9 protein-coding genes are annotated in these 10,292 nt (G+C 54.1%); 4 read left to right on the top strand and 5 right to left on the bottom strand.

All coding sequences use genetic code 11. The features are described 5' to 3' along the window. Positions 1-33: 33 nt before the first annotated feature. Complete coding sequence (locus tag ACO0LE_RS06985) at positions 34-1,074, top strand: DUF262 domain-containing protein (RefSeq protein WP_422959693.1); 1,041 nt, start codon at positions 34-36, stop codon at positions 1,072-1,074. A gap of 12 nt (positions 1,075-1,086) precedes the next feature. Further along, on the top strand, positions 1,087-1,938 hold the full coding sequence (locus tag ACO0LE_RS06980; RefSeq protein WP_422959692.1) for an SIR2 family NAD-dependent protein deacylase: 852 nt from the start codon (positions 1,087-1,089) through the stop codon (positions 1,936-1,938). Here ACO0LE_RS06980 and ACO0LE_RS06975 read toward each other — a convergent pair. From ACO0LE_RS06975 to ACO0LE_RS06955, 5 genes are all read right to left on the bottom strand, one after another. Next, a complete protein-coding gene (locus ACO0LE_RS06975; RefSeq protein ID WP_422959691.1) occupies positions 1,935-2,870 on the bottom strand; it encodes a hypothetical protein in 936 nt (311 codons plus the stop codon). The two genes, ACO0LE_RS06980 and ACO0LE_RS06975, sit on opposite strands and share 4 nt — an antisense overlap. A 62-nt stretch (positions 2,871-2,932) precedes the next feature. Then, complete coding sequence (locus ACO0LE_RS06970; protein ID WP_422959690.1) at positions 2,933-3,772, bottom strand: phosphoadenosine phosphosulfate reductase family protein; 840 nt, start codon at positions 3,770-3,772, stop codon at positions 2,933-2,935. Continuing rightward, positions 3,765-7,103: an ATP-binding protein gene (locus ACO0LE_RS06965; protein WP_422959689.1), complete on the bottom strand. Its 3,339-nt coding sequence runs from the start codon at positions 7,101-7,103 to the stop codon at positions 3,765-3,767. The genes ACO0LE_RS06970 and ACO0LE_RS06965 overlap by 8 nt, the downstream gene beginning before the upstream one ends. Next, positions 7,096-8,025: a DUF4007 family protein gene (locus ACO0LE_RS06960; RefSeq protein ID WP_422959688.1), complete on the bottom strand. Its 930-nt coding sequence runs from the start codon at positions 8,023-8,025 to the stop codon at positions 7,096-7,098. Before ACO0LE_RS06960 ends, ACO0LE_RS06965 begins: the two co-directional genes overlap by 8 nt. Before the next feature lie 489 nt (positions 8,026-8,514). Further along, a complete protein-coding gene (locus ACO0LE_RS06955) occupies positions 8,515-8,850 on the bottom strand; it encodes a DNA cytosine methyltransferase (RefSeq protein WP_422959687.1) in 336 nt (111 codons plus the stop codon). Between the two features lie 122 nt (positions 8,851-8,972). On the opposite strand from ACO0LE_RS06955, the gene ACO0LE_RS06950 reads away from it, so the two are divergent. Both ACO0LE_RS06950 and ACO0LE_RS06945 read left to right on the top strand, forming a co-directional pair. Then, positions 8,973-9,836: a recombinase family protein gene (locus ACO0LE_RS06950; RefSeq protein ID WP_422959686.1), complete on the top strand. Its 864-nt coding sequence runs from the start codon at positions 8,973-8,975 to the stop codon at positions 9,834-9,836. Then, the gene (locus ACO0LE_RS06945) at positions 9,833-10,258 is read left to right on the top strand and encodes a LacI family transcriptional regulator (protein WP_422959685.1); all 426 of its coding nucleotides are present in this window, start codon (positions 9,833-9,835) and stop codon (positions 10,256-10,258) included. The genes ACO0LE_RS06950 and ACO0LE_RS06945 overlap by 4 nt, the downstream gene beginning before the upstream one ends. The last annotated feature ends 34 nt before the right edge of the window (positions 10,259-10,292 follow it).

Genomic DNA, 10,292 nt, shown 5'->3' with positions numbered 1-10,292 from the left:
ATGTCGTGGCGCTAAACAAGGGAGGATCGACAAGTGAAGGTAGAGCAAGAGAGTTGGACGATCAAAGAGCTCGTTAAGAATAAGGATAAGATTGAGTTGACGCCTGTTTGGCAACGCGGTCCTGCGTGGAAACTTCCACGTCAGGTGCTATTGCTTGATTCGATACTGCGCGGAATGGATATCCCCAAGGTCTATCTGCGCAAGCTATCGCATGGAATATTCACTCATGACGCCGTGGATGGGCAACAACGTCTTCGGACAATTTGGATGTTTCACGCGGGTCAGATCGCGTTGACACATCCCGACCCGTTGCCACCTATTGAAGGGGAAGTAGTCGAAGGTAAGAAGTTCAGTCAGCTGAGCAAGAAACTTCGCGACAGGTTTGACGAGTTTAAGGTTTCGATCGGTGAAATTACAGCCTCAAAGACTGACGAGATTCGAAACCTCTTTGCGAGATTGCAGATGGGGGTTTCACTCAATCCGGCTGAGCTGCGTAATGCGATGGATGGTCCGCTTCGATACTCAATTGACTCGACCGCTCGCTTGCATCCGTTCTTTATTGCTTGTCGCATTTCGTCAGATCGCTTTAAGCACCTCGATTATGCGGCTCACTCATATGCAATGGCGGCTTATCATGGGAAGAAGGACATCAAGGCGCCTGACTTGCGTGGCATGATCTCCGAATACGGCGCTGATCGTGGCGACGAAGTTCTTGAGTTGTCCAACAAAGTGGATGAGGCGCTGACAGTGCTTGCTGATATAAATGAGCGACTTGAATATTCGATTACTCAGAAGTGGATATTTGTTGACCTCTCATGGTTGATTATGCAATACCACGCTGAGGGAAAAAATATTGATATCGATAAGCTTGTTCGTCGCTTTACGAGTTTTGAAACCCTGCGCCGTGCATACAATTCCGAGTCAGAAAAACTTTTGCAGCCCGGAGAACATCCTGATGTTTCAGATGCGTTGAGCCAGCATCTTTACGATTACATCGATGCATTTAGAGTCCAGGGCGGGCTTCGCGGAAGTCTGGTGACTCGCAACAAGGCACTTCGTGCGTTCTTTAGGTAATGGAGGCTAACTATGGCATTTGATGTGAAACGGATACCAAATTCCTTAAAGGAAGCATATCGTGACCGGCGCTGCGCCGTACTCGTTGGCGCTGGGGCATCTAAAGGGGCTGGCCTTCCGCTTTGGGGGGAACTTCTTGGCCAACTTGTCGCCACCGCTGAGAACGACGCGCTGATCGACAAAGATCGAGCAGACATGTATCGCGGACTGCTTGCCCGGCCCGACAAGTTTTTGATGGTCGCTGCGGCAATTAAGGCTCAGCTTGGGCCACTCTTTGATGAAACCGTTGAGCGAATTTTTATTAAATCAGGTGCGAAGCCGACAGACCTTCACCATTCGTTAGTCAAGTTGGACAAACTTCCATTTGTCCTCACCATCAACTACGATTCATTGATTGAGGATGCATATGTGGCCGCAGGACAGAAAATCGTCGCAAACTCATTCGTTGATGCGGGCGATGTTCACCGTCGCTTGTCGCGAAGGGAGTTTTTCCTGTTGAAGGCACATGGCGACGCTAACAGGGTTGGCAATGGAATTGTCCTGACGGAGGTGGATTATCGCAGCTTGCTCTATGGAAATCCTGGATACCGTAGTGTGCTTGCTGTGATGTTCACAATGTTTTCAATGGTGTTCGTCGGCGCATCAATGGCGGACCCAGAAATAAATCTTCTTTTGGGATATATTGCGGACGCTTTCTCAAGCACTGCTGGGCCGGTTCATTATGCGCTGCTAGCGGATGAAGATATCACAGAGGCAGAGCGAGAGCGGTGGCTCCGGGATTTCAAAGTCCATATCATCAAGATATCAAAAGCTGACAACTATAAGGAGTTGACTGAGTTTGTTCAGGCGCTTGCAACTGTTTAGTGTTCCGATTCATCGTCGTCATACTCGTGATAGAGATTGTGGTGGAGAGCGAATGAATTCTTTAGATGAAGATTTTTAATATATTCGAGGTTGCAGTTTTTGAGGAATCGATCAAATTCTTCTCCGTTGGCATGCAGCATGGCGTTGAATTCATGTGAGTTAAAGCCAGGGCTGTAACCTCGAAAGATCACTTGTATATACAGGGCCGAGACCCTGCACGCGTGATTCAAAAGCTGAATCAGCTCTTCGCTGTCCTCGTATCCGCCATAGTCGGCGGGTGGACCTATCGGGAAGGTTCCGTGAGCGACATGGTTTCTGAGGTTTCTGACAAGGTGAAGTGCGTAAGTCTGTTTCTGGTCTGCACCTAACTCAATCCCGCTTAGCGCGGCAGAGTGTTCTTTTTTGTATTCATCAAAAAGTTGTGTGAACACGCCGCAGAGGTGGGCAAAGTTTTGTGGCTGGATGGTAAGTCCACTTGTTTTGAAGAGGTCGTCGAGAAGTTCGGCTGCTCGCAGACTGCTCGTCCGCTTCCGTTGCCTTTTTTCAATTCCCATTCGGTCAGCGAATGAAGTGTAGAGGTGGTCAATGAATCGATACGCTTCCTCTAGACCATTGCAAACGAACATGAAACGGGTCAATGCGGTTGCGTGAGCGGTGTAGTGCTTCGAATGTGCATCGATATTGTCAGCGATTGTGCTGCAATAAGTCGCATCGTCGCCGTTGAACTTCCAAGCATCGACCTCAACAGTTTTCAATTGTGCCGCTATGCGAACCCAATCTCCTATTGTTTCGGTCCGAATGGTGGCGGTGCCATGCTCGCTGATATACGTGGACGTGTTTCCGAGATAGTCAGCGGCTAGTCCAAGCTCGGTCAGGTGCTCAGATAATCCTCGAACCTTTGAACAAATATTACATGTCATTGTGGGTTTCATGTGGTCTAGCTTCGAGGATATCTCAGAGTTGTTCTAGGTGCCCGGCGATATTCAAGAAAGAACTATTTATGGCAAACCACGCAGGCACCATTGCCCTCATCCTCTCCGTAGATATCGTCGATGTCCTCGAGGGTTTCGACGGGGCGCAGAGGGTTGATTGGCCTGTTGGCTAAGTCCCTTTGTTTGCGGCGCTCGAAGTCGGTGACGATCTGGATGACGCGGGCGGGCTTCTCCAGCTCGTCTAGCGGCTCGCCTTGGGTCCACGTAAATGGCGAGCCGTGCTCAAGTGCATTCTTCTCGTATTGCTTGGCTTCTTCAAAGGCGTCGGGGTGGCGTTCTTTGAGCCGCACCCATTCAATCTTTTGCTGGAAGAAGCAGAACGTGCATCCGCTGCGAGAACGCCAATCATAATATTTCGGGACGCCCACGCCGGACGATTCCAGGATATCCATCACACTCTTCTTGTCGATCCCGGCTTCGCGAAAAGGAAGACGAACCTTCAAGTTCTCATGTTTGGATGTATAGCCCTCGCGGTATTCTTCGTCGGCACGGATCGCGACGTAAGTCGTTACCGTGTCCCCGGCAGCCAACATCGGCCGTATCCATTGCTCGAATGGCGCAAGCTTCAATTGCCTAGTGCACCAGCGGGTTTGAGCCGATGGTAGGAAATGTTTGTATTCGCGCAACCAGAAATCGAAATCGCGGCGCGGGTTCAGCCTGGCGATAGGTTTGCCAAGGAACCCTTCGAGACGGCCAAGGAACTCATAGACTTCAGGCAGTTCTTTACCGGTATCGGTGAAAAAATATTCAACTTCGAGCTCAGGGTAGTTCTGGCGCACAAAAACGGCCAGGGCTGCGCTGTCCTTGCCGCCGGATATTCCGAGAACATGCTTTTCAGCCATGGGACCTCTCCATTTTTGCGTCGTCTTCAAGAGTCAAACGCATTCCAGCTTTCGCCAGGGCAGCAAGCAATATTTCTGTGCTATGGCCTTCTGCCATCAGGGTCGCCGCTAATCTTTCAGCCATCGAATCAACGGCATCGCGATGCCGATCTGGAATGGAAAACGAGCGAGATACAGTGCGGGTTTGAGCGCCGGCGCCGATGACTACCGCGAAGGCCTCGCTAGTCGGCTTGCGACCTTTGACGGACACGAAGGCTTCGGCCTGTCGGAATCGAAGGGCGGCTTGCGCGATATCCAAAAGAGCGTGGTCGATATCGCGATCGTTCCAGTCGCGCGGAGGCTTATTGGCAGCAAGGCTAAGAATGCCTTCGATGCTTTCTTTGCTTCCATCATGCTTTGCCAATCGCGCGGCGAAAGCATCTTGACGCAGGTCGCCGGTCACGCCATTCAAAACTTCGGCGCGAGCGCGCAAACGATCTAGCTTATCGGCTGGTGCGTCGAGAGCTTCGAGCATAGAAGTCTGTATGCGCGCAAGCAAGTTGTCGTAGGCTCCGGCGATCTCGGCGACAGGGTTCCGAAGAGCGTCGACATACGACCGGCCGCCTTTGTTTTCGAGAAGCGCCGCCAGGTCGATGAACAAGACCTTGTGTGGGTCGCTGGCTTTAAGCAGCGTGTCGCGCACGTCCCGAGCAATGTCGCTGATTGTATGGGTGCGCTGGCTCCATGCGGGCAAGCCAAAGACCAGAGCCACGAGGCTGCGCGCGGCTTCCAATGGATCGCGAGTACTCGCAGACGCGCCTACCTCGGCAAGAATGTCGGAGATGCCGGAAAGGATGTTTGCCTTTTCTTGATCGATCAAAATCCAGCGCATGGAAAAGCGTGATGAATCTTGAAGGTATTCGTCAATGTCCGCATCGGTCACGCGCGGAATGAACATGCCATCCTTATACAAGGCAAGATTGCCTTTATGGGCAAGCAGGAACGCCGTGAAGATCACCGGCATGACACCTCTGCGGACACCATAAGGAGGCGTCGCCCAGAGGCCATGCATTTCAGAGACTCTTACCCTTGTGTTCGAATCGACGAAGAGCTTGCGCGTCTCATTCCAAAGAGGGGTAAAGGTCGGAGCGTGCTGGCCGTCTGGCGGCAAGAGGCGCCACGTTCCATTGGAGTCCTGCCGATGCAGGCCCGTGGTTCGAAGCAGCGTCTCATAGAGACCACGCTCGGCCGGATATCCCGCAACGCCGAGATTCTCTTCCTCTTCATGATCAAGCATGCAGTAGAGCAGGTCGCGGCGAGCTTTGACGCTGTTGCTTGAAGGGCTGTCGCGATTCAATAGCTCGCTCCACAGTTCGGGAGCGGATGGGTAGACGGCGTCGGCCAAGTCCGACGCAACTGGAGATAGTCGCCCGCTGGTGTCAATCTCATCCTCGCCAGCAATCCATCGAGCGTTGGTCACTGCTTCGCGAAGCTGCTCTTCCAGATGCGCGCGAACCGACGAAATTCGAGCTTGGACTTCGCGGCGTGCGACAGGATCGCCATTGAGTTCGTGGCGCGACTGCACAATTTGGAGCGCGAGAAGTTCGAAACCAAGATCTTCGATCTTCGCATGGTTGCGGGGTATGCCAATGACGACAGGCGATGGCTCCATTCTTGAATGCTCATGGCATTTTCGGAGCGCAGCCTTGTTGTTTGTATTCGATCCGGGTAATGCCAGAAGAAATAGGCCGAATTCACCATTGTGGGGCTTGAATTTGGTGGCGATACGTTGGACATCATCCAAACGGCAAAGCGCCATGTTCATCCACCGCATCGTGCCTGTTTCGTGATAATGCCTCTTGGCGATGACCGGATAGAGATTGGTCAGGCTTTCAAGCAAGGAGAAGTCGACGCCAGACATCCCAGCTCGAGCTTGCGAAATGGCGTTGTCGATATCGAAATCGCTGCCTTCGAAGACGGACCACGCGCTGATGTGCTTTTTGAACAGGATCACTCGCCACTTGGAAAGCTGTTCCAGGGCAGCCTCGACCTGATCAAGCGTGTGGTCGTAGAAAAGCGATTTGAGGACGATTGACTCGGCGGCAAGTCCCGACCCATTGCGGAAAAGGTCGATTACGGCAATGTTTTTGATGAGTTCGACGTGCAACGCATCGGTAGTTTTTGCTTCGGTGCGCTCGACCGCCTCCACGGCCTGAGCCCAGCGGTGGCCGTCCGGGGACGAGAGGATCGCAGGCTCCAAGTTGGCGCGCAAATAGTCCCAATAATCGCTAGGGCGATACCAGGACGATTGCAGTTTTGGCGTGGATTCAAGATAGGAGCGGAATCCCGATGGTTCGACCGATGCCAAAAAACCGAATGTGCTGCGTTCATTTTGTCCAAATTGTCGCTTGGAGATCGGGCCAAGCAGCGCGGCCATGGTCGGATGTAGTGGCCAGCAGGCATGCAGGCTGCTGGAGAAGCGATCTCCAACGGCAGGGCGTCGCGCTCGGATGGAATCCGCGATCTCAATGGACGCAGGCATCATCCAGGTGGGAATGACATCGGCACGGATGGCACGCCCAATCAACTCCACAACCTCGTCGCTCGCAGCCACCAACGGAATATCTGAATATCGTCCCTGAACTTTGATCCAGTCGTCGCGTGTTCCAATGCCAAGCCGAGCGGCATATTGGCTGAACGATTGGTGAAGGATGCCAATGACGACAACCTTGCCAGTGGTCCGCGCCGCAGCTTCCGCGAGTTCCTGGAAAAAATATACATCGTCGCCCAGGCCTAGCGCGGAGGCTTCGAGAAACTTGCCCATCTCATCGATGATGATCAGAACGCCATCATTCCTTTTTGCGTCGGCAGCTTCGCAAATGTCGGCGATAAGGGTCGTGGGATTGGTCTTCCGTCCGTCATGTCCAAGCCCCTGCGCTCGACGCAGACCTTTGGCGAGATCAGATATGACGCTCGCGCGTTTGCCAACGATGGGGATGGTCAACCAACCCTTGCGGCAAGGCAGAGCCTGATCAAACGAGGGGATCTCGTCCAGCTTCAAGACATCGCGAGCTTTTGCGCGCAAATGCTTGTCCGATCCAAGCGCGCTCGCGAACGCCACGGCCAGAGACGATTTGCCGCCGCCGAAGGGGCCGGTCCAGGTGAATGCTCGCTGATTGCTCTCCAGCAGTTGCTTGGTCATGCTGCTTAAAACGGTGGTCGCCGTTCCATGGCAGATGTAGCCATCCAACGCGTCGGGGCGGCCAAGATCGATGTCGATGCGTATTGAGCGTTGGTAGTGGCGTGAAACGTGGACGATGTCTGAGAGTTTAATGTCTTGTGCGTCAGGCATAGGCCCTCTCGATCATTCGTTCGCTGAGTTTCTCAGTCTTGTTGATGTTTCGATGGACTTGCCTCAGGCCTGCTGTGTCGGTCCAAGAAAGCGTACCGCGAGTGAGATCCTCAAGCGCCAGAAGACGCTCGGCGATTGAGTCCTCGTCGAGTTTGAATACGCGTCCGGGCGACCCTTCGCCGAATGCGATGGTTTCAAAGGCAAGTGAGCTTAGCCCCGGCGCGGCCGATTCCCAAAAATCCAGAAGCGCGTAGGCGAACATGCCGTCATGCAACGTGGCCTTTGGGCCTCGACGGAAGGCGAAGTGGCCTTTACGTTCTTCAAAGATCAGTCCTAGTTCGCCAAGCATGGGTTCGGCGTAGTCCTCGGGCGAGCCGCCTGCGGACCGTGGAGCATAGCCGCGAAGACATGTTTCGATATCGCGCGACAAGGTCGCGGGAGACAGCTTGCGATTAGGATCCAAGCTTCGCGCATATTCGGCCAATGGCGCTTCTAGATCCTCACGCGAGAATGTTGGAGTGGTCACATGGTTGAAGAGCCACTTCCAAGTGGTCGCCCGATTCCCTTTTCCTGCGAGCCACCAATGCGCATACCAAGCGGTGGTGGGGTTCTCTGAATAGGGGTCCAATCCGCCGTCTTTCAAGATGGCGTTGGCGGCGTTGGTGACTTTGTAGGCGCTGCTCGGCGCACCTTCCTCCGTCATCACGTTGCAGGCCAACGCCCAATGCCGGATCGAAGCGACCATGTTTTTGCCAACACCGAACTCGGCGATCGCATTGTCGTCGGTGAATGTTGATTTCAGGATGACGCCCTCCGACTTCGCTTGGTCAAAGGCTTTTTTAAGCCACATTTGACGAAGCGGAAACGTCTCGTGTCCTGAAAAGTGGGCCTGAACGCCTTTTAATATTGTGTTTTTCCTCATGTGTTTAATTATAACTGGAGACCTTCGCCAGTAGTTCACTTTCCCCTGCCGGTTGCGACGAAAAACTGGAGAGTCTCACCAGTGGGATCATTTCTACAATGTTTGAAGCCGTGTGTAGACATCTGCGCAGATTTCCCACTGTTTGACACTGCCTTGCGTAATTAGGCATTGCATGTGACGAAATACCAACAGGCAATGACTAAAAAATGAATACTGTAGAAATATACAGTATTCGGCTTTGTTGCGTGATTTTTCAAATTTGTCTATTAGATTTTTGAGTTTTATTTGTCAAAAACACAAATAATGGTTGATCATTGGCATTTATGGCGATGCCTTGTGACCAAATGGAATGTGGCGTTAGAGCCTTTTCGAAGGGAGGGGCGCATAGGTATCGGTATACCGCAAGCAACCTTAAGTGTTCTGCAGTCGACCGGAAGGTCGATGACAATGGGCGAGATTCGTGCAGCATTGTCGAGAGATCGTGGCCTGTCAGAGTAAGAATCTTTGAATTCGACGCCCTAACCAACGCATCACCGGCACCGCCATGGAATTGCCGCAGGCTTTGTAGCGTGGGCCATCGGCAGCAGGTTTGCCGCGCACAGGTATCAAGGTATAGTTGTCCGGAAAACCCTGCAGGCGCTCGCATTCCATGGGCGTCAAGCGACGCACTTGCATGCCGGTGGCTACATGCGGCGTGCTGTCCCCGGCTTTGCAATCTCGCATCAGCGTCACCGTGTCGCTCGGCGCTCCTCCCGTTTTGTTGTCCCGTGTGTAGTAGCGCGGCTCGAAAGTGACGCACTGCGCCACGTAGCACGTCTGTTTCATGCCAGGTTGCGCGGCCAGCGCGCCGACAATCTGCCCGTCGCCGCCCATCATCCTGACTTCATCCCTGGTATTTTGAGCGCATCCGGGACAAGATTGCCGCCAGCAAGCGCAAGGGAATGTGGATGGGTGGCGTGCCGCCGCTCGGGTACGACGTCGAGAACCGAAGGCTCGTGGCCAACGAGCGCGAAGCCAAAATCATCCGGCATATTTTCAAGCGATTCGTCGAACTGGGGTCGTCGACGTTGCTGGTAAAGGAATTGCGTCTCGATGGAGTGACCTCTAAAGCCTGGGTCACGCAGGAGGGCAAGGTGCGCGAGGGCAAGCCTATCGACAAGAGTTTGATCTACAAACTGCTCGGCAACCGCACCTATCTCGGCGAGCTGCGGCACAAGGAACAGTGGTATCAGGCGGAGCACCCTCCAATCGTCGACCGCAAGACATGGGACGATGTGCAGTCGATTCTGGCCAGCAATAGCCATGTGCGTGCCAATGCGACTCGGGCGACGGTGCCATTCCTGCTCAAGGGCATCGTATTCGGCAATGACGGGCGCGCATTGTCTCCATGGCATACGACAAAGAAAACCGGACGCCGGTACCGTTACTACATTCCGCAGCGGGACGCGAAAGAACATGCGGGAGCATCGGGTTTGCCGCGCCTGCCGGCAGCCGAACTGGAGTCGGCGGTGCTAGATCAGTTGCGTGCGACGCTGCGCTCGCCAAGCCTGCTGGGGGACGTTGTCGCCCGGGCCGTCGAACTGGATGCCACGCTTGACGAGGCGCTGATCACAGTGGCGATGACGCGGCTCGACCAGATCTGGGATCAGCTATTTCCAGCCGAGCAGATTCGCATCGTGCGGCTGCTGGTGGAAAAGGTGGTGGTTTCGCCGGATGACATCGAACTCAGACTGCATGCGAACGGCATCGAGCGCCTGGCGCTGGAATTACACCCGGAAGCAACCGAGCCGGTTGAGGAGGAAATGGTATGAGCGAAACTCGCATCGACCAGACTGGCGCTCCCGAGGTGATCCCGGATAGCTCCGGCCGACTCACGATCTCGGTCCCGATCCGCATCAAGCGCCGTAGTGGCCGTAAGCTCGTCACGCTGCCCAGTGGTGAAACGGCCAAGCCGCGACCATGGGATTGTGCCGCGACGCCGCTGCAACTTGCGCTTGCTCGCGGGCATCGTTGGCTCGCCATGCTGGATTCCGGCGAGGTCAGGTCGCTGAAGGAACTCGCCGCAAAGGAAGGTGTTGATAACAGCTACGTCAGTCGGATGGTCAACCTGACCACGCTGGCGCCGGACATCGTCAATGCCATTCTCGACAATGCTCTGCCGGATCACATCACTTTGTTCGATCTGGCGGTTGACCCGCCGGCGCTGTGGGACGAGCAACGGCTTCGGTTGTAGGATGTTGTCCCGAGTCACGCATTCGCCAAATATT

This window comes from Undibacterium sp. Xuan67W, from assembly GCF_049340165.1.
Lineage (GTDB): Bacteria > Pseudomonadota > Gammaproteobacteria > Burkholderiales > Burkholderiaceae_D > Undibacterium.
The sequence above is the reverse complement of the archived record's forward strand: the minus strand, read 5'-3'. Positions and strand labels throughout refer to the sequence as shown.

What these genes read in the sequence shown, in the direction of transcription:
- ACO0LE_RS06950 (WP_422959686.1), top strand. Translation starts at nt 8,973, where the DNA reads ATGGGTGGCGTGCCGCCGCTCGGGTACGACGTCGAGAACCGAAGGCTC.
- ACO0LE_RS06975 (WP_422959691.1), bottom strand. Translation starts at nt 2,870, where the DNA reads ATGAAACCCACAATGACATGTAATATTTGTTCAAAGGTTCGAGGATTA.
- ACO0LE_RS06955 (WP_422959687.1), bottom strand. Translation starts at nt 8,850, where the DNA reads ATGAAACAGACGTGCTACGTGGCGCAGTGCGTCACTTTCGAGCCGCGC.
- ACO0LE_RS06960 (WP_422959688.1), bottom strand. Translation starts at nt 8,025, where the DNA reads ATGAGGAAAAACACAATATTAAAAGGCGTTCAGGCCCACTTTTCAGGA.
- ACO0LE_RS06970 (WP_422959690.1), bottom strand. Translation starts at nt 3,772, where the DNA reads ATGGCTGAAAAGCATGTTCTCGGAATATCCGGCGGCAAGGACAGCGCA.
- ACO0LE_RS06965 (WP_422959689.1), bottom strand. Translation starts at nt 7,103, where the DNA reads ATGCCTGACGCACAAGACATTAAACTCTCAGACATCGTCCACGTTTCA.
- ACO0LE_RS06980 (WP_422959692.1), top strand. Translation starts at nt 1,087, where the DNA reads ATGGCATTTGATGTGAAACGGATACCAAATTCCTTAAAGGAAGCATAT.
- ACO0LE_RS06945 (WP_422959685.1), top strand. Translation starts at nt 9,833, where the DNA reads ATGAGCGAAACTCGCATCGACCAGACTGGCGCTCCCGAGGTGATCCCG.